This window comes from uncultured Abiotrophia sp. (genome assembly GCF_938010525.1).
Classification (GTDB): Bacteria; Bacillota; Bacilli; order Lactobacillales; family Aerococcaceae; genus Abiotrophia.
This window is the reverse complement of record NZ_CALLVK010000017.1, coordinates 33,246-52,089: the sequence shown is the minus strand read 5'-3', so window position 1 is coordinate 52,089 and position 18,844 is coordinate 33,246. Positions and strand designations below refer to the sequence as shown.

17 protein-coding genes are annotated in these 18,844 nt (G+C 45.8%); all 17 read right to left on the bottom strand.

Annotated features, from left to right (window positions below):
• Positions 1-29: 29 nt before the first annotated feature.
• Positions 30-1,403, bottom strand: a complete 1,374-nt coding sequence (gene rsmB, locus Q0339_RS03370; protein WP_298077392.1) for a 16S rRNA (cytosine(967)-C(5))-methyltransferase RsmB — start codon at positions 1,401-1,403, stop codon at positions 30-32.
• A complete protein-coding gene (gene fmt / locus Q0339_RS03365; RefSeq protein WP_298077391.1) occupies positions 1,393-2,388 on the bottom strand; it encodes a methionyl-tRNA formyltransferase in 996 nt (331 codons plus the stop codon). Before fmt ends, rsmB begins: the two co-directional genes overlap by 11 nt.
• 15 nt (positions 2,389-2,403) lie before the next feature.
• Positions 2,404-4,809, bottom strand: a complete 2,406-nt coding sequence (gene priA / locus Q0339_RS03360) for a primosomal protein N' (protein ID WP_298077390.1) — start codon at positions 4,807-4,809, stop codon at positions 2,404-2,406.
• 96 nt (positions 4,810-4,905) lie between these two features.
• Positions 4,906-5,103 carry a DNA-directed RNA polymerase subunit omega gene (gene rpoZ / locus Q0339_RS03355; protein WP_023390784.1) on the bottom strand — a complete coding sequence of 66 codons (198 nt, stop codon included), beginning with the start codon at positions 5,101-5,103 and terminating at the stop codon, positions 4,906-4,908.
• A 2-nt stretch (positions 5,104-5,105) separates the two neighbouring features.
• On the bottom strand, positions 5,106-5,741 hold the full coding sequence (gmk, locus tag Q0339_RS03350; protein ID WP_023390785.1) for a guanylate kinase: 636 nt from the start codon (positions 5,739-5,741) through the stop codon (positions 5,106-5,108).
• Between the two features lie 202 nt (positions 5,742-5,943).
• On the bottom strand, positions 5,944-6,915 hold the full coding sequence (gene yidC, locus Q0339_RS03345) for a membrane protein insertase YidC (protein WP_298077389.1): 972 nt from the start codon (positions 6,913-6,915) through the stop codon (positions 5,944-5,946).
• Positions 6,916-7,070: 155 nt separating this feature from the next.
• The gene (locus Q0339_RS03340) at positions 7,071-8,486 is read right to left on the bottom strand and encodes a HAMP domain-containing sensor histidine kinase (RefSeq protein ID WP_298077387.1); all 1,416 of its coding nucleotides are present in this window, start codon (positions 8,484-8,486) and stop codon (positions 7,071-7,073) included.
• A 63-nt stretch (positions 8,487-8,549) separates the two neighbouring features.
• Entirely contained in the window at positions 8,550-9,254 is a 705-nt protein-coding gene (locus Q0339_RS03335; RefSeq protein WP_023390788.1) for a response regulator transcription factor, read from the bottom strand.
• Between the two features lie 181 nt (positions 9,255-9,435).
• Entirely contained in the window at positions 9,436-10,119 is a 684-nt protein-coding gene (locus Q0339_RS03330; protein ID WP_298077386.1) for an endolytic transglycosylase MltG, read from the bottom strand.
• Positions 10,120-10,140: 21 nt separating this feature from the next.
• Positions 10,141-10,548 (bottom strand): hypothetical protein, encoded by a 408-nt coding sequence (locus tag Q0339_RS03325; protein ID WP_070755458.1) that lies wholly within the window; start codon positions 10,546-10,548, stop codon positions 10,141-10,143.
• Positions 10,549-10,807: 259 nt separating this feature from the next.
• Positions 10,808-11,389 (bottom strand): CDP-diacylglycerol--glycerol-3-phosphate 3-phosphatidyltransferase, encoded by a 582-nt coding sequence (gene pgsA / locus Q0339_RS03320; protein ID WP_298077384.1) that lies wholly within the window; start codon positions 11,387-11,389, stop codon positions 10,808-10,810.
• A 25-nt stretch (positions 11,390-11,414) separates the two neighbouring features.
• Positions 11,415-12,452, bottom strand: a complete 1,038-nt coding sequence (locus Q0339_RS03315; protein ID WP_298077382.1) for a RodZ domain-containing protein — start codon at positions 12,450-12,452, stop codon at positions 11,415-11,417.
• A gap of 141 nt (positions 12,453-12,593) precedes the next feature.
• Positions 12,594-13,886 (bottom strand): pitrilysin family protein, encoded by a 1,293-nt coding sequence (locus tag Q0339_RS03310; protein WP_298077381.1) that lies wholly within the window; start codon positions 13,884-13,886, stop codon positions 12,594-12,596.
• A complete protein-coding gene (locus Q0339_RS03305) occupies positions 13,867-15,165 on the bottom strand; it encodes an insulinase family protein (protein WP_298077380.1) in 1,299 nt (432 codons plus the stop codon). The genes Q0339_RS03310 and Q0339_RS03305 overlap by 20 nt, the downstream gene beginning before the upstream one ends.
• A gap of 73 nt (positions 15,166-15,238) precedes the next feature.
• Complete coding sequence (locus tag Q0339_RS03300) at positions 15,239-16,192, bottom strand: ABC transporter permease (RefSeq protein ID WP_298077379.1); 954 nt, start codon at positions 16,190-16,192, stop codon at positions 15,239-15,241.
• On the bottom strand, positions 16,192-17,259 hold the full coding sequence (locus tag Q0339_RS03295; RefSeq protein ID WP_298077378.1) for an ABC transporter permease: 1,068 nt from the start codon (positions 17,257-17,259) through the stop codon (positions 16,192-16,194). Before Q0339_RS03295 ends, Q0339_RS03300 begins: the two co-directional genes overlap by 1 nt.
• Positions 17,249-18,820, bottom strand: coding sequence for an ABC transporter ATP-binding protein (locus Q0339_RS03290; RefSeq protein WP_298077377.1), 1,572 nt, complete (start codon positions 18,818-18,820; stop codon positions 17,249-17,251). The genes Q0339_RS03295 and Q0339_RS03290 overlap by 11 nt, the downstream gene beginning before the upstream one ends.
• Between the last annotated feature and the right edge of the window lie 24 nt (positions 18,821-18,844).

The following is an 18,844-nucleotide window of genomic DNA, read 5'->3' as shown; positions in this document are numbered from 1 at the left end:
TTCCTTCATATGTTGATTTTTAGTGCAAGCTAGGCTGACTTAGTCATACGTGCAATGAAGAAGCCATCGGTCAAGTAGTCTTGTGGCAAGACTTCAATCATGCCATCTGCTGTCAGAACTGACGCTCCTTGAACTTCTTCTGGCCCTATCGGACTGAGTTGGAAGTCAGCCTGTCTTGCCAAGAAGGCCTGGACCTGGGCTTGGTTTTCGGCTTGTGCCAAGGTACAGGTTGAATAGACCAAGGTTCCACCTGGTTTGAGCAGACTGGCAACATGGTCTAAGAGCTGACTCTGAAGCTTGCTAAGTGCTTCAATATCGCTTGCTTGCTTAGTGTATTTAATTTCAGGTTTGCGACGCATGAGGCCGAGACCTGAACATGGTGCATCCAAATAGATTATATCATAGAGTGTCCCACTTGGGGGCATAAAGTCTAAGGCATTTGTCGCATGAAGCGAAATGTTCAAGCCCTCTTGTTGGCTTAAGCCTAGGCGTTCTATGTGTTCCGCCACCAAGTCTAGCTTGGCCTGAGAAATATCCAGGGCATCCAAGTGCCCTGCCTCTAGTAAAAAGGCCATATGCGTCGCCTTGCCTCCAGGGGCACTACAGGCATCCAAGAGTCGTTGGCCTGCCACTGGCCGGCCGATTGGCGCTACCAACATGGATGATTCATCCTGAATAGTCAAGCGCCCCGCTTGAAAGGCAGGCGACTCCAGAATACGACCATCTAGGCTTTCAATAGCATAGGGCGATAGGTTGCCGGCCTCAACCTGATAGCCGGCAGCCCTTAGCTGGGCCAGAATTTGGTCGCGTTCATTGGGATGGGCTTGAATTCTGGCCGTAAGACGTGGCCGTTGATTGAGGCTAGCCAATAAATCAGTCAAACATGCCTGATCATACTGTTCTTGTAAGAGAGCCACAATCCAAGGGGCTATACTGTATTGAATGCTGAGGGCTTCAACTGGGTCTGTCACTGTATCCAAGGAGCGTAGTTCCTGACGACGGAAATTGCGTAAGACGCCGTTGACTAGCCCGCCTAGGCCTGCATGGCCATTGACTTTGGCAATGTTAACTGCTTCGTTAATAGCTGCGTGGTCCGGAATCCGCTCCAAGCAAAGCATCTGATAGGCGGTCATTCTTAAGAGGGAGCGAATCCATGGCTCTAACTTCTTGCCTTTGATGAAAGGTTCCAAGTAGAAGTCCAGGGTCAAACGATGCTGGATGCTGCCATAGACTAAGTTGACTAAAAGCCCTTGGTCGACTGGCTTGAGTTCTGTCTGGCTCAGCGCACGATTGAGAAGGACATTGGAATACTGGTCATGCCAGTCAATCTCCACCAGCAGCTGTAAAGCCTGAAAGCGAACATTATTCTTGAGCCGCTTAGCGGCTAGTGCCTTAACTTTCATGACTTTCCTCATCTTCTACTTGTGCTGAAGCGAAAACCTGGCCCGCTAATTGAGCTAAGTCATTGCCCTTGAAATAGTCTTCTAGGCTTAGGCGCTTCTTGCCAGACTCCTGCCACTCACGGATGCCATAATAGGAATGATGACCACACTTAACAATCAGGTGTTTACGTTTATAGGCCAGAATGGTCCCTGGCTCTGCGGCTAGATCTTCTGGGCTTGGCTCATAATCCATTGGCGCTCCTGCCCAAACCTTAATCCGCAAGTCTCCTAAGACCGTATAAGTCGAAGGGAAAGGATTGAAGGCCCGAACATGACAGTCCACTTGGTGAGCAGACTCATACCAGTTAAGCTGTTCTTGTTCCTTGGTAATTGAAGGCGAAAAGACCACTTGGCTGACATCTTGCTCTACCGCTGTAATCTCATTGGCAAAAAGTTTGAAGAGAGTATCGAGGAGCAGTTCCCGCCCGATAATAGCTAACTTACCAAAGAGGGCACCCACGGTCTCATCTGATTCGATGACACAGGAACGTTGGGCTAGAATATCCCCTGCATCCATTTCCTTAGTCATGTAGATAATGGAAATACCGGTCTCATGATCGCCCTTCCAGATAGCATAATGAATAGGCGCAGCGCCTCGATACTTAGGTAGTAGCGAAGCATGGACATTAATAGCCGTATGGGGCGTTGAATTAATAAGACGGGTGGGAATGAACTGACCATAAGCAGCCGTCACGATAATGTCAGCATCTAAATTAATCAGTTCTTCTAATTCCTCAGAACGACTAATGCGTTCAGGTTGGTAGAGGGGAATATCATGGGCCAAGGCCAATTGCTTAACGGGTGACTGGGTCAAGACCCGCTTGCGTCCGACCGGACGATCAGGTTGGGTCACTACCGCAATGACCTGGTAGGAGGCATGCTCGAGTAAGCCTTGGAGAATTTCTGCCGCAAACTGCGGCGTTCCCATAAAGATAATTTTTTTCATGTTCGATACACCTCACTAGTTGAAAAAGAGTGGCTCGTGGTCAATGGTGATATAAATCCCCTGCTTAGCTTCAAGCTGGGATTGATCCAAGATTGTCCCAAGGCTTTCCTTGATGACTTGACCATCCTTGTACTTGAGTAAGAGTTGAAAATAATAGCGTTCATTAATCCGAGCAATAGCGCCCTGGCTGGGACCTAGAATCTCAATTGCTGCCCCACTTGCCAAGAGGGCTTGCTTAACTTGATGACTCATTGCTTGGGCCTTGGCCTGGTATTTGCTAGAAATGGTAATTAAAGTGGTATAGAAATAAGGCGGATAATGGCCTAAATGACGCCGCTTCATCTCATAGTAGAAGAAGGACTCATAATCATGTTGCTGGGCCAATTGCATAACATAGTGGTCTGGATTATAGGTTTGAATCAGGACCTCACCCTCGAAACGTCCCCGACCTGTTCGACCAGCTACTTGGGTCAAGAGTTGGAAGGTCTTCTCCCCTGCCCGGAAATCCGGTAGGTTGAGGGCCGTATCGGCATTGATTACGCCGACTAGGGTCACGTTCTCAAAGTCCAGACCCTTGGCAATCATTTGAGTTCCTAGGAGAATATCCGCTTCATGGCGACGGAAGCTATCCAAGAGAGCTTCGTGTTGGCCCTTCTTGCGTGTGGTATCCATATCCATGCGGATAACACGCGCGTCAGGAAAATGTTGATTGAGTAATTCTTCAATCTTCTGCGTTCCCAAGCCAAAAGTTCTGAGATAGTCACTATGGCAGTTAGGACAGCGGTCAGGTACTGGGCTTTGGTAGTCACAGTAATGGCATTTGAGCCGATGCTCATGCTTGTGATAGGTTAAGGAAATATCGCAACGCGGGCATTGAATGACTTGGCCACATTCCCGACAGAGCATGTATGAGGCGTAGCCTCGCCGATTAAGTAAGAGCACAATCTGTTGCCCCTTAGCTAGACGGTCAGCAATCTTGTCCTTGAGGACAGAAGATAATTCGTCCGTGGTTTGTTGGACCATTTCCTTGGTCATATCCACCAGGGTAACTGGCGGCAAAGGCCGTCCGTTAACACGTTCAGGCAGGCGCAGATGTTGGTAACGCCCTACCTGGGCGCGCGAACGCGACTCTAGCGAAGGGGTCGCAGATCCCAGAAGCAGCGGTGACTGGTGATAGTGACAGCGCCAGATGGCCACTTCTCTGGCATGATAGCGTGGCGTATCCGATTGCTTGTAGGTTGTCTCATGTTCTTCGTCAATGATGACTAGACCTAGATCACGAATAGGCGCAAAAATCGAAGACCGGGCCCCTACCACAATGGTAGCTTGACCCCGAATAATGCGGCGCCATTCATCGTACTTCTGAGAGTTAGTCAAACCTGAGTGCAGGACCGCCACCCCGGTTTGAAAGCGACTTTTAACCTGACGCACCATTTGCGGGGTTAAGGCAATTTCAGGGACTAGGAGAATGGCGCCCCGGCCCATTTGGCTGGCCTTGGCCATCAGTTGCAAATAGACTTCGGTCTTACCACTACCAGTGACACCTTCTAGTAAGAAGGTCTGGTCCTGATGTGCTTCTAGTGAATGGGCAACCTGCTCATAGACCTCCTCCTGAGCCGCAGTCAAGGTGCGACTATGACTCTGCTCGACCTCCAGATGAGCCAAGGGGTCTCGATAGACACTAATTTTTTGGGACTTGATATAACCATGTTTGAGAGCTGTCTTAAGGCTACTAGCGCTGACTTGGCTAGCTGCCAAGAGGGCTTGTTGTTCCCACTGGGGCTGACCCGATTCCAAGAGATAGGTCAAGAGCTGAGCTACTTTCTGACTTCTGGCGGGGAGCTCCTGGATGACCTGTTGGATTGCCTCAGCCGGCATTGCTAGCTCAATCATGGTCTGAGTCTTAGTGGTGGTCTGGTCTTGGACCTGATAGACCAATTCTAGGGCGCCCTGGTCCAGTAATTGCTTGATTTGATTACGGCTTAAATGCGCCTCTACCTGGTCCTTATCAAGTTGACTCTGATTGAGCCAATCACTTGGCAGCTGATAGTCACTGAGAGCTTGGGGTTGATGAATTAAAAAGATATTCTGATATTTGACTTTGAGCATGGCAGGCAACATAGCTTGCAGAACATTAATGCGGAAGGCATGTAAGGTCTGGGCCAGATGCTCGCTCAAGTCTAGTAGCTCCTCGTTAATAAAGGATTCATAGTCTAGCACTGCTGTAATGGGTTTGAGCGTCCCTTTGAAGTCACTGGTATGATGAATGCCCACCACAAAACCAAGCAGTTGGCGATTGCCGAAAGGAACTTGTACCCGCATGCCGAGTTGTAGGCTATCCTGATAGGCCTCAGGGACTTGGTAATCAAAGGGTCGATTGACCTGGGCAGCCGGAATATCGACAATCACCTTGACAAACATGGGCAGGCTCCTTTCTCCAAATGAATTCAGGGGTATTTGTAGAAAAAACTACTATGATATGAACTGCATACACACGTCCTCATAGTAGTTTCTTGACTAGTCTTCTTTGATATATAATTTGCCGTCAATGACTTCTTCGAGTGACTTACCTACGGCCTTAACTGACTCATACTTGTCTAGTTGTGGGTTCTGGTAGACTTGCAAATCGTGTGATCGTTTGCTAGCTAGAATAATCAAGCTGTATTTGGAAGGTACCTTCTCTAATAATTTATCAATTGATGGGTATAACATCATGGCTAAATCCGCTCCTTTTCGTAATAAGTTTCCATGTCGTGTCGGATTTGATCCACTACACGTTCGACCTTGAGATGTTCTGATTGAATAATGGCATTAATCTTGTCGACTGCATGTTGGACTTGGTCGTTAACTACGACGTAGTCATAATGCTGCATCAATTCGATTTCTTCCTTGGCTGTCGCCATGCGCTCTTGGATGACATGCGCGGCATCTGTACCCCGACCTGTAATCCGGGATTCTAGCTCTTCCAAGTTAGGTGGTGCTAAGAAGATGAAGATTCCTTCTGGCATACGTTCCTTAACCTTCATGGCACCTTGAACTTCAATTTCCAAGAAGACATCGTGACCAGCCGCTAGGTTTTCTTCAATTTTCTGAATTGGTGTACCGTAATAGTTGCCCACATATTCAGCATATTCTAGTAGGTCCTCATTTTGAATCATGGTCTCGAACTCTTCGCGACTTACAAAATAATAATCCTTGCCATCAACTTCCCCTGGGCGCTGAGCGCGTGTAGTGGCTGACACTGAGTATACATACTGAAACTGATTATTGGCAAAGACTGCTGCCCGCACTGTCCCCTTTCCTACTCCGGACGGGCCAGATAAGACAATGAGTAACCCACGACTTGCTGACATTTCGAACCTCCATACCTTCCATTACTTGCAGTAAATCAATAGTTTTATTCTACCACAAAAGCCCCCAATAGAAAAGTTTCAAGCCCTATTTTTAGGGACTTTTTTGGCCGCTTGCTCTCATATTAATCAAGACTTTTTGAGGCCACCCTACCTTGTGGCAAAAGTAAAAGAGGCTGAGATTTCTCAGCCTCTCCTATTAAAATTAGCGACCTTGTTGTTTACCCGCATTTCGGCGTTTTGAGCCTGCAGCCCCAACGCTTTCCTTAGTTGGCACGAGACGGTTACGGTTAGCTTCCTTAGTTGCTTGGGCCGTTACATCCTTACGCGGACGACGTGGCGTTACCTGTACGTTGGCCATATCTTGGTCAATGATTTCTTGAATCTTTGGTTTGACCACATGGTTAGTGTAGAGCTGTTGCCCAATCATGAAGACTGCCCCTGCCAAGAAGTAGAGACCTAAACCAGCATCTGTTGTCCAAGTCATCCAACCGAAGAGGATTGGGTTCATCCAGAACATAACTTGACTTGTTTGACCGGCCTTCTCATTACCTGGTGTGCTTGGCATTTGTTTTTGCATGAGCCAGCTTTGAAGAACAGAGACAGCAACCACCAGAATCACAATTAGGGTTGAACGTTGCCCTAACTGGATACCTAAGAAGGTAGAGTTTTGAATAGCTTGCGAAGTCCGAATCGCGGCATAAACGGCCGAGATGACTGGCATTTGTAAGAGCAGTGGCAAGCAGCCAGATAAGCCACCTAGCATGTTGATGTTGTATTTCTTGTAAACACCCATCAACTCTTGTTGTAAGCGAGCACGCTCTGCTGGATCTTTACTTGCATTGATTTCTTCTTGAATCTCGTTGATTTCTGGTTGGGCCACCTTCATACGCGCTTGGCTAATCATGGTATCACGCGTCATTTTTAGGGAGGATGGCAACATGAAGACCCGTGTCAGCAAGGTCACAATGATAATAGCTAAACCATAGCTGTTGAATAAGAAGCCAGCTAAGAAGTCTAGGAAGGCAGCGGCTGGTTTACCCAGATATTCATAGACCGCCCCATAAGGTTGACCATTCGCATCATAGGACACACAGCCTGATGCAATCAATACAACGACGACCAAGAGGGCCATCAATTGCCAGTTACGTTGTTTTTTCAAAATTACTTCACTCATTTCCGAAAGTTTTCACCTTCTAACTATATAAAAATACGCTCTCTTTTTCAAGTATTTTCGTCTAGTCAAGGTAAAATCATCCTCTAGCCCGAGGGATGACGAGTCTTAATTCAAACATAAATAAAAGGATGGGGAGCTTCCCATCCTCTCTGGGCTTATAAATTTTTGGTCAAAACCTTCTTCTTGTTCTTCTCAATTTCTGCCTTGTCCAGCAAGATTGGGAATTCTACATAGAAGATAGAGCCATGGTGGAGCACACTCTCCACATAAATCCGGCCCTTATAACTATCCACCAATTGCTTGGCGATGCTAAGTCCTAAGCCATTCCCACCTTTCTGGCGGGAACGTGCCTTATCCACACGGTAGAAGCGTCCAAAGACTTTTTGCTTGTCTTCCTGGCTCATGCCCTCACCAAAATCTTGAATGGCGATTTCAACCGTCGTGAAGGAAGCACTAACCGCGATATGGATTTCTTGGCGATCGGTACTATACTTGACCGCGTTATCCAGGAGGATAATCAAAATCTGCTCAAAGTGATTGCGATAGATTTTGACATAAAGTTCCTTGTCCTCCCCTTCCGAGTCTAGATAAAAACGGAAATTAGGATAGAGCATAACGAAGTTATTGAAGACCTGGCGCGTTGTGGCATAAATTTCGGTCATTTCATCCTTGTAGTCAACTTCAGCATGATCTGCCCGCGACAAGTCTAACATCATTTGGACTAGGTCTTTCATGCGGGTTATCTCTTGCAAGGAGGCATCAATGGACTCAGCTAGAATCTCGGGATCGTCTTTGCCCCAACGATTAAGCATCTGCAAATGGCCTTCAACAATGGCGACTGGTGTCCGCAACTCATGGGAGACATCTTCCACAAATTGCTTTTGGTTTTGAACATAGCCATCAATTTTGTCCAGGAGGCGATTGATATGAATGTTCAAATCACTCCACTCGTCATTACTGCGCGGTTTACGAATCCGGATGGTCGACAAACTCTCTTCTTCCACCAAGTCCAGCGTATTATTAAGATACTCCAAAGGAAGTAAAAGATAACGCGCTAAACCATAGGCAAAGACAAGGGATAACAATAAAATGGCGACCAAGACCCAATTACTTAGTTGCTGTTGCTTAGCTAACCAGTCCTGATATTGAAGGGGACGATAGATATATTGCAGGGTTCCCCCGGTCTCCCCATCCCTTCCTGGCAAACTAACCGTTCCTATGACTAAAAGTTGTTTCTTATAAGGATAGATATCCACTTGAGGCGATGCTGCCACAGTCGGCACATCCAGACGACGTGTCTCATAAACTAATTGATTGGCACTATTATAGAGGCGCAAACTAGTTTCAGGATTTTCCAAAGCCGCTAAAAGAGACAAGTCATCAGCCTTTGCATTTTCTGCATTGGTCCCCAGTCGATCAATATCTAATTTGGCTGCCTTGAGAACAGACTGCGTTTGATCCAAGCGCATCTGGCCATTAGCCTTAATGGCAGCGAGGGCTTGTTCTTGACTCAAGTGCCGGTAACCCATTAAACTGGCAACCCCAATAAGATTAAAAACTAGAAATAACAAGATACTCCACTTCCATTTAAGCGAAAGTGGCTGTTTAAGCTGGAAACTCGGTAATTTCATAGATTAGGTTCTCATGACATAGCCTGTCCCACGAACAGTCTGGATATAAGAATCCTTACCAGGCACGTCAATTTTGTTGCGGAGATAACGAATGTAGACATCCACCACATTGGTTTCGACTTCTGTCTTGTAGCCCCATACCTTGTCTAGCAGGACTTCACGCGACATAACCGTATTGAGGTTTTCCATTAAGTAGAGCAAGAGTTCGTATTCGCGTTTGGTCAAATCAATGACTTGATCGTCACGTTTAACGATTCTGCCCTTCTTCTCGATAACCAAGTTGCGGTATTTAACGGATGACTGTTGGGATTGATTCTTCTCTTCCTTGTTATGGTCAATACGACGGAAGAGGGCCCGCAAGCGCGCCAATAATTCCTCAATAGCAAATGGCTTAACAATGTAGTCATCTGCCCCTTGGTCTAGACCAGATACGCGGTCAATAACGGAATCACGCGCCGTCATGATGATAATAGGGGTGTCCTTAATGGGACGAATTCGACGGCAGACTTCTAGACCATTTAATTCAGGTAACATTAAATCTAGTAGGATAACATCCCATTCCTGATTAAGGGCAGTCTCCAAACCCTTTCGTCCGTCATGACAGATGGCTGTTTCATAGCCTTCATGCTGAAGTTCTAAGTCAACAAAGCGGGCGAGGTTTTTCTCATCCTCAATAATTAATACGCGGTGTTTCTTTGTATCTTCCATTTAATCGCCTCCTAATGCAATTTAGATACTCTCTTCCCTATTTTACACAATTATGAGAAAAAATTCTAGTCTTGATGCCGATTATTCTCATGATTTTGCCACTTTTTTAGATAAAACTGGCCATGACCCCTAATTTCCATAAAAAAAGAGGCAGAGAATTAATCTCCACCTCATAATACTCCTATGGAATCCAGTAGTAAGCCCCATTGGTTAAAATTTCTGCGATTGTATTAACATTCATACCTGAGTTCAACTCGTAAGTACCTGCAATTAGAAGGGTTGATAGATCCCATTGTTCTACCACTTCCAAGAAGACATCTGGTGAGCTGATAATCCCAGCATCATACAAGTTTTGAGCAACATCTTCGGATGTGTCCCCAGGGTTAACAGTGAAGTTACCACCTTCAGTGGTCCATTGACCGTTTCTAGGTGCTGATGCTCCTTCAGTACTTGTGCCATTGTTCTGCTCTTGACCTGTCTCTGCTTGGTTGTTAGCTTGGTCACTTTCACTTGAACTTGAGCTTTCACTGCTAGAAGAAGATGACTCATTGCTAGCACTTGAAGCCGAATGACTCTTCAAAGCTTCTAATTCACTACTTTGACGTGATGCTTGTTCTTTTAAAGAAGTTAAAGAAGCATTCAAGACGTTTTGAGTTGATTCTAAGGCCGATTTTTCGCTTGATAAAGCATCCAATTGAGCTTGTTGATCCGCATTAGCAGTCGTCGACCCTCCGTTTAAAAGGTTGGTCCCATTGACACCTTGGACAGGTAATTGTCCTTGTGACAAGGCAAAAGCTGCTGTTACCACTGCTGATGCTAAGAAACCAACAGCTAGCGAGCGTAATGTGTTACGCGATAATTTCATACTAGTCCTCCTTGTCCTTTGTTAGCGATTTTCAATATAATCGTCAACGATAGTTTGGATAATTTCTTGTGATAAAGCCACATGGTGAGAAATCTCATGCATGGTGTAGCCTTGCGAGTAGAGACGAATCACTTCTTCACGGGTCAAATCTGATACATCATCCAGTCCTAATTCCAAGGCTGGTTCTGCTTCAGCTTCCACGTAGTGATTGCCTACTTGAGCAGGTGCTTCAACCGCCACAGCTTCTTGTTCACGGGCTGCCTTTTCAAGCTCAGCTAAACGAGTTTTCATGGCATAGAATTCTTGTGATTGTTGAGCCGTAAATTCGTCCAATTGGTCTTGAACGTTGTCATCCTTGACATAAATGGATAAGGCAAATAAGACGATGGCTACAACTAATAAAATACAAACTAAAATCCAGAGTTGCATATGACACCTTCCTTTCGATAGTTACTTCATTCCTATTGTATCAAAGTATCCACAAGTTACAAGGGGCGTCGGATAACAAATATGTTACAGGCTTGTTGTAATCAACCAAAATTAGCGAAGTTCTCTTTTGAATATACTAATTGAGTACAATTATAGTGCACTTCTCTTTTTGCTCCCCCACCTCCTATATTTCCAGGCCCAAAAGGCAAAGAAAAAAGCCCGAACCATAGATTCAGACTTTTAATTTTGGTGTTTTATCTTATTTAAACCCGTCAGAAAAGACGAAGCGGGCATGATAAAAATATTCCAAACCCGAGTAAATGGTGAAGAAGAGGCAGACATAAAGCAAGAGATTAGCTAGGGACAAGCCCCAGACAGACCGTCCCATATCTTGCAATAAGAAGCAGATAATGGCCAGCATTTGAGTTGTCGTTTTGATTTTTCCTGGCATGGCTGCTGCCATGACCTTACCATTGGATTGGGCTATCAATACTCTTAAGCCTGTCACCATCAATTCTCTGGCTAGAATGATGAAAACCACCCATCCCGGTACAGAGCCTAATTGAACTAGTAAAATCAGCGCTGCCATGACTAGCAATTTATCAGCCATGGGATCGAAGAAAGCCCCAAAAGAGGTCACTAATTGGTATTTGCGCGCCAGGTAGCCATCAAGGAAGTCCGTAAAACTCGCTAGAGCAAAAACCACAGTGGCCCAGACTTGATTGACAGGAATGGCGGTCCCTAACCACACAACCTGGTCGGTCGAATGGTTTAATAGCAAGAAGATAAAGACTGGAATCATCAGCATCCGTAAGAGCGTTAACTTATTGGCGATATTCATGACTACCCTCCCTGATGGCTAGACCTTATTGGCCATCGTTATCGTTGTTCTGTTGGCGGTTAGGATCCAGAACGGCTGGTCCTTGATAAGAACCTTGGCCTTGGTTTTGATTTTGGCCTTGTTCTTGTTGATTCTCCGCCGCTTGATTAGCTTCATTAGTGCTTGAGCCTGTCGGCTGGTCGGCATGTAGGCGGAAGACAATGGAGTCTGTAATATAGTCGTTAGCGATTTTAACCGTCTTACCATTCACCTGAATCTCGCCACCCTCAGGGTAACCTAGGCGAATTCGGACGCTACGGGTTTGGCCTTTAACTTTAATCTCTAAGGTTTCACCTTCAGTCACTGTCGTATCCATAGTGATTTCTTCATCCTCATAGACACCTACCCAGACATAACTCTTTCCTTTAACAGTGAACTTAAATTTATTCATCGGCGCATAGAGTTCGTAGGTTGTTTCTTCGCCTTCACCAGATACGCGCTTTCCTTGGACATCGCCAAAGAATTCTGCGCCGTCAATCTTAGCTTGGGAAGAAGACTCACTACTGCTGCTAGCGGCATGTTGGGCAGCAGAACTTGGTTCTACTGACGATACAAGACTAGTAGCACTAGAATTATTAGCCTGCTGTTGCCGCTCTCGTTGAGACACAGAGTAGATGGTCCAGGTAATAAAGGCCATAACCAAGACAAATACCCCAGCTAGCATGAGAACTGGCAAATGCTTAGCATAGCGATCTAAGAGCGATTGTTCTGACTGAGCTTGGTTTCTGTTCAAACGGCTAGGCATCGCTTCTGCTTCTTGGTCATCATATTGAGATAAACCATGTTCTACCGCCTCTAACTCATTATGATAATCTAAGAGTAGGCTATCCCCATCTAGGCCAACCATATCGGCATATTGTTTAACAAAAGCTCTAGTATAGAAGTTACCAGGAATTTCTTCGAAGCGTCCTTCCTCAATCGCCACCAAGTATTTTTTCTGAATTTTTGTCATTTGTTGTAAAGTATTTAAGGTATATCCTTTTTCAATGCGGGCATCGCGCAATTTAGTTCCTAATTCACTCATCGCCGTTCATCCTTTTCTTTCTGCATTCAAAAAGTATTATATCATATTCTGACATGAGGGTTAATGTTTTTCGCTTAAAGTTTCAAAACTTCTTCTAAAAAATCAAGAGGCCAAATCCCACTATGGACTTGGCCCCTTGGCTTATTCACTTATGGGATTAACTAGGACCTCAACTGCCTCTGAGGCTCCTGAGAGGACTTGATGACCAAAGTCTTCGAGGTCTGATAGTTTGATTTCTTGAAGACATGTTAAAATGTCGGCCAATTCATAGCCATCCATCACGGCTTCAATCAGTTCATAAGCAATGAACTCCAAGGAATTTAGGTGCTGTAAGAAATCACCAATGCGCCCTGTCACCACTTGTTTCAACTGCTCCTCAGTCAAATCCGGGTTATGTTGCCAGTTAGCCAAGAGCTCCTTGATTGCAGCAATCAAGTCTGATGTATGATGACTCTGGGCATGAATAGCCAAATGGTGCATCTTGTGGTCTAAATGATAAGACTGGTAGAAATTGGTATCTACCCACTGTTGCTGGTACCAGCTAGCATAGGCTGACGACATAGGTCCCATTAGTAATTCGAAGAAGACTTCCCCAATAATACGTTGGCGAATCAATTCTATGCCCGATAATTTTTGTGGTGAAAAGCGCCAAGCCAACTCGATAATTGGCTGACTGATTTCCCGCTTAAGCTGAGTTTTAGGCAGAACGGGAGCTGTCACCTCTTCTACTACCCTTTGATAGCGAGGTGGCTCAAATGTTTTGCGGGCTTGATTAGCCTCAATGACAGCGAGTAAAGCTTGTGGGTCAAAGTTCCCTACCACAATCAAATTCATATTGCTTGGATGGTAGAAGGTATCATAAGCCAAGCGTAAGTCTTCATAAGTGGTGGCCTTAATGCTTTCTTCCGTTCCCAGGATATCTACGCCTAAAGGATGGTCGGGATAAAGGGCTTGATTGAGAGCTTGATAGGAGACCCCAAGAGGATCATCCTGATACATATAGAGCTCCTGCGTGATAATACCTTTTTCCTTCTCAATGCCTTCTGGTGTGAAATAAGGCGTCTGCACAAAATCAAGCAAGGTCTCAACATTGCGCTCAATGAAATAGGAGGCAGAGAAGAGATAGGAAGTCTGGAAGTAATGGGTGAAGGCATTGGCCATAGCCCCCTGCTTCATAAAGAGCGCAAAAGCATCTAGCCCTCCTTGCCCTTCAAACATCTTGTGTTCCAAGAAATGGGCTGCACCAGCCGGAATAGTCCGCTCTTCCCCTGTTTCCTTATGGCGCACCACTTGATCCACCGAGCCATAGTGAGTGGTTAAAATCCCGTAGCTACGATGATAGCCTGGCTTGGGTACCAAGCGAACGGTTAAACCATTAGGCAACACCTTTTCGAAGAAGGTTTCATCCAAAACTTTATGATAATGTTTTTTCATCTTGACCTCCTACTAGGGCATAAGCCCCCACCAAACGCCATTGACTTAGGCAAGCAATGACCTCTTGAGCCTTAATGGACTTAACCACAGATTCAAAGTAGTCTGTCGACAAATCGAAATCAGGGTACAAGGCTTGAGCGATCATTTTATCCGTCTCCAAATGTTGATAGTCTCGTGACTGCACATCGGCACTCAAGAGAGTTAGTTTAACTTCCTCTAGGTAGTCCCCTTCTTCCAAGCTCACCATTAGGTCAGCCAACTGAGCTTGCACTTCCTCATAAACATGCCCCACCTTATCGGGGCTAATGCCAGCCCGGACCAAGGCAAAAGATCGGTGAAAATCAAGGCCAGAATGAATGGCATAGGCCAGACTCTGCTTCTCTCGAATTTCTGTAAAGAGTCGAGAAACAGGCAGGTAGCCAAAAATCCCATTGGCTACTTGCAGTATAATCCGTTCCTTGGTGCTATTAGCCGGCGGAAAGGCAAAAGCCATAGCCAAATTAGCTTGCTGACCCTGAACTTTCTCCTCGATCAGTTGACCTGCTTCCTCAGTTGACAAAGGCTTATCCAAGGCTAGGTAATTATCGCTATAATCCCAGCTAGCCTGGCGACCCTTTAGTGACCAGCTCTCTAGCCACTTAATCAAGTCACTATCGGTCAAATCACCATTGCTGACGAAATAGAATTGGGCTTCCTGGCAAATTTCCCTATGAGCCTTAGCCAGGTCAGCTAGAGTCAGGGCTTGGACTCTGGCCACATCTCCTAGATTGGCCAAGGCATTGTCAGGAGTCTCACGGTAAAGCTCCTGGTAAAGTTTTTGAACCACCAAGCGTCGTTTGTCATCGCTCATCCGCTTAATGCGTTGCAGCTGAAAGGCCTGCTCCCGTTCAAACCGAGCCTGAGATTGAGGCGTGGCTAGGGCCAGCGACTCCTGTTCAAACAATAACTGACCCATGAGATCTAGCCAAGCGGGCATTAAGTCAGGCATCTGAACCAGACTTGGCCGAACACTTTGGCTTGCCATAAGGAATTCTAGAAAATGCCCCTTACGTTGGACCCCTACTGATAGAGAGGCACCATAGAGTTGGGCCAAAATGCCTTCCAAGGCCGCCTTACTTGGAATACGATCACTCCCGTCTTCCATCATACGAGCCAGCAGGGACCAGGCCGCCGCCCGCTCAGCTTGATAAGGTAAGATAGCCTTTATAATGACTTGGTTGGTTTTATATTTAGTGGAGGCAACCGCCTGATAGTGGATGCCAGCTTGCCATTCTTGCATGGCTTTCTCTCCTTCATTAGGAAAAAAGCCCCATGCCAGCCCCTGAATGGAGCCAACACGGGTCTTTCTCCTCTTATTTTGATTTGATGTAGGTTGTCCCAACGGCTTCTGGCGCCTTGGAGCGGCCAACGAAACCAATCAATACAATAATTGTAATCACATAAGGTGCAATTTGCAAGTAAACTGACGGGATATCCCTAATAACTGGAATAGAAGCCCCGATAACGGCCAAGGACTGAGCTAAACCGAAGAAGATAGCTGCTAACATGGCCCCAATTGGGTTCCATTTACCGAAAATCATAGCGGCCATGGCCATAAAACCTTGACCGGCAATGGTCGATACCGCGAAGTTTTCTGAAATAGTATGAGTGTAGGCTGCCCCACCAATCCCACCTAGTAAGCCAGAAAGCAAAACGCCAGAATAGCGCATGAGGTAGACATTAATCCCCAAGGTATCGGCAGCCTGAGGGTTCTCCCCGACTGACCGCAAGCGCAAACCAAAACGCGTCTTGAAGACCAGATACCAAACTACAAAGGCTAGGACGATCCCTACATAAGCCAAGATAGAAGTTTTGGCGAAGAAGATTGGCCCGATAATTGGAATGTCTGATAAGACTGGAAAGTCAAATTTACCAAACTTGGTTTTGATTGAGTCTGTTTGACCCTTACCTTGGAAAAGGACCTTGGTTAAGAAGATAGCCAAGGATGGTGCAATCAAGTTGAGCACGGTCCCTGAAATAATGTGGTCAGCCCGCAAATTAACGGTCGCTACCGCATGAATCAAGGCAAAGAGCAAGCCACAAAGCCCACCGACTAGGAGCGCTAGCCATGGAGTTAAGTCGCCAAATTGACCGGCAAAAGTCAGGTTGAAGACAACTGATGAGAAGGCCCCAATGACCATGATTCCTTCCAAACCTACGTTAACAATCCCACTTCTCTCAGAGAAGACGCCACCAAGGGCAGTAAAAATCAGCGGTGTTGCGTACAAGAGCGCATTGGATACAACTAAAGCGAGTATGTTTTGCATTATGCTCCCTCCTTGCTGCTGACTTTATTGCTGCGAACCTTCTCCATAATGAAGCGGAAGATATAGCTACATCCAACGAAGAAAATAATACAGCCAATGACAACGTTGACGATTTCACTCGGAATCTTAGCAGCCAAAGGCATCAAGTTCCCACCGGTCTTGAGCCCACCGAAGAGAATACTTGAGAAGAAAATTCCGATTGGATTGTTCATCCCTAAAAGGGCGACGGCCATACCATCAAAGCCAATTTCTGGTGCCTTACCGTTCATCAGGAAGATATTACGGAACTCACCCAAACCGTTCATGACCCCACCCAGGCCTGCAAGAGCTCCGGATAACACCATGGATAGGATGATATTGCGTTTAGCATTCATCCCCGCATAGGCTGAGGCGAATTTGTTCATCCCTACTGCCTTGAGTTCAAAACCTAGGGTCGTACGTGTCATTAAAATATGAACCACGATAATCATTAAAACAGCTATGAAAATACCCGCATGCAAGGTAGAACCATTAGTTAGGTCCGACAACCATTGCATTTTTAAGGTGGCATTATCCTTCAAGATAGGCGTTGCATCCAAACGATTGGTAATGACATTACGTAAGACATAGTCTGATAAATAGATTGCTGTATAGTTGAGCATGATAGTCACAATGACTTCACTGGTATCAAAGTAAGCCTTAAGGAAACCAGCGATAGCTGCCCAGAGGGCACCTGCCACCATCCCAGCTACAATGGCAATTGGTAAGACGATAAAGGATGGTAAATCACCTAAAGTCAGCCCCACCCAAACAGAGACTAACCAACCACAGAGGGCTTGACCAGCCAAACCAATGTTGAAGAAGCCAGCCGTATAGGCTACTGCGAAGCCCAGACCTGTTAACATAAGCGGAGTGGCCGCCCGTAGAGTCTGACCAATATTGAATGGTTTACCAAATGCTCCATTGAAGAGGGCCTCATAGCCTTTAACCGCATCATAACGGAAGAGCCACATAATCAAGGCTCCCACGATAATCCCAATTACAACAGATGCAATAGGAACAAAAACGGCACGTAGTTTATCCTTCATGATTAGCGTCACCTCCTGTTTGACGATGGCTTAATACTTCTTCATAAGAGGTCCCCGCCATCATCAAACCGATTTCTTGTTCATTGGTTTCAGATGCCGGAATATCTGCCATGATATGGCCGTCGTGCATGACAATAATGCGATCGGATACATTGAGAATTTCGTCTAATTCGAAACTCATCAAGAGGACAGCCTTGTTATTATCACGTTCAGCAATCAAGGCCTTATGGATAAATTCAATGGCCCCTACGTCTAAGCCCCGAGTTGGGTTAGCTGCAATCAGGAAATCAGGCTTCAAGCTTAACTCACGGGCAATAATGGCCTTTTGTTGGTTCCCGCCCGAGAGTGACTTAACTGGGACTTTTTCAGAGACGGTCCGCACATCATACTGCTCAATCAAAGCCTTAGCCTTATTCTCAATAGCTTGGAAACGTAAGAAGCCTTTTTCAGAGTATGGTGTATGATAGTAGGATTTGAGCACTAAGTTTTCCTCAACCTTCATAGGCAAGACCAAGCCATATTTGTGGCGGTCTTCAGGAATATGACCAAAGCCTAACTCCGTAATTTGACGTGGTGATTTACCTACAATATCCTGGCCGCCCAATTCGATCTTACCTGATTCAATTGGGATGAGACCCGCAAGCGCTAGAATTAACTCGGACTGACCGTTCCCGTCAATCCCGGCAATCCCCACTACTTCGCCACGTCTTACTTGGAAACTCAAGTTCTTAGTAGCAACAATGCCCCGTTCATCCTTAACCACTAGGTCTTCCACGTTCAAGAAGACCTCGCCAGGACTAGCAGCCTTCTTCTCGGTCTTGAAGGAGACGGAACGCCCTACCATCATATCGGCTAATTCCTTAGCAGAAGTAGTGGCTACATCAACCGTATCAATGGACTCCCCGCGCCGGATAATAGTACAACGGTCGGCTACCTGCTTAATTTCTGCTAACTTATGGGTAATGATAATAATGGACTTACCCTCACTCGCTAAGGACTTGAGTGTGACCATCAATTCATCGATTTCTTGTGGCGTTAAAACAGCTGTTGGTTCGTCAAAAATCAGAATATCGGCACCACGGTAGAGGGTCTTAAGAATTTCCACCCTTTGTTGCATACCGACCGTGATATTGGCCACCTTGGCATCTGGATCAACAGTTAAACCATATTGCTTAGATAAGTCCATAATATGAGCCTTGGCTTTCTTGTAGTCCAGACGTAATCCTTGAACCATTTCATTCCCTAACATGATATTCTCAACGACCGTAAAGTCATTTACCAACATAAAGTGCTGGTGAACCATCCCGATATGTAGGTTATTAGCGACCGTTGGATTGGCAATGTTAACCGCTTGGCCATTCATATAAATCTGCCCATCAGTCGGTTGTAAGAGACCGGACAAAATGTTCATCAGAGTGGATTTACCCGCCCCGTTTTCACCAAGCAAGGCATGAATTTCGCCCTTCTTGAGCTCGAGGTTAATATTTTTATTGGCAAAAAATGTCCCAAACTGTTTGGAAATACCACGCATTTCAATCACTGGATGCGTCACTGTTTCCATAGAATCCCTCCTTCTTAATTAATA

Bases quoted from the DNA above. Each gene is read 5' to 3' on its own strand.
- rsmB (WP_298077392.1), bottom strand. From the start codon at position 1,403: ATGAAAGTTAAGGCACTAGCCGCTAAGCGGCTCAAGAATAATGTTCGC.
- fmt (WP_298077391.1), bottom strand. From the start codon at position 2,388: ATGAAAAAAATTATCTTTATGGGAACGCCGCAGTTTGCGGCAGAAATT.
- priA (WP_298077390.1), bottom strand. From the start codon at position 4,809: ATGTTTGTCAAGGTGATTGTCGATATTCCGGCTGCCCAGGTCAATCGA.
- rpoZ (WP_023390784.1), bottom strand. From the start codon at position 5,103: ATGATGTTATACCCATCAATTGATAAATTATTAGAGAAGGTACCTTCC.
- gmk (WP_023390785.1), bottom strand. From the start codon at position 5,741: ATGTCAGCAAGTCGTGGGTTACTCATTGTCTTATCTGGCCCGTCCGGA.
- yidC (WP_298077389.1), bottom strand. From the start codon at position 6,915: ATGAGTGAAGTAATTTTGAAAAAACAACGTAACTGGCAATTGATGGCC.
- Q0339_RS03335 (WP_023390788.1), bottom strand. From the start codon at position 9,254: ATGGAAGATACAAAGAAACACCGCGTATTAATTATTGAGGATGAGAAA.
- Q0339_RS03330 (WP_298077386.1), bottom strand. From the start codon at position 10,119: ATGAAATTATCGCGTAACACATTACGCTCGCTAGCTGTTGGTTTCTTA.
- Q0339_RS03325 (WP_070755458.1), bottom strand. From the start codon at position 10,548: ATGCAACTCTGGATTTTAGTTTGTATTTTATTAGTTGTAGCCATCGTC.
- pgsA (WP_298077384.1), bottom strand. From the start codon at position 11,389: ATGAATATCGCCAATAAGTTAACGCTCTTACGGATGCTGATGATTCCA.
- Q0339_RS03315 (WP_298077382.1), bottom strand. From the start codon at position 12,452: ATGAGTGAATTAGGAACTAAATTGCGCGATGCCCGCATTGAAAAAGGA.
- Q0339_RS03310 (WP_298077381.1), bottom strand. From the start codon at position 13,886: ATGAAAAAACATTATCATAAAGTTTTGGATGAAACCTTCTTCGAAAAG.
- Q0339_RS03305 (WP_298077380.1), bottom strand. From the start codon at position 15,165: ATGCAAGAATGGCAAGCTGGCATCCACTATCAGGCGGTTGCCTCCACT.
- Q0339_RS03300 (WP_298077379.1), bottom strand. From the start codon at position 16,192: ATGCAAAACATACTCGCTTTAGTTGTATCCAATGCGCTCTTGTACGCA.
- Q0339_RS03295 (WP_298077378.1), bottom strand. From the start codon at position 17,259: ATGAAGGATAAACTACGTGCCGTTTTTGTTCCTATTGCATCTGTTGTA.
- Q0339_RS03290 (WP_298077377.1), bottom strand. From the start codon at position 18,820: ATGGAAACAGTGACGCATCCAGTGATTGAAATGCGTGGTATTTCCAAA.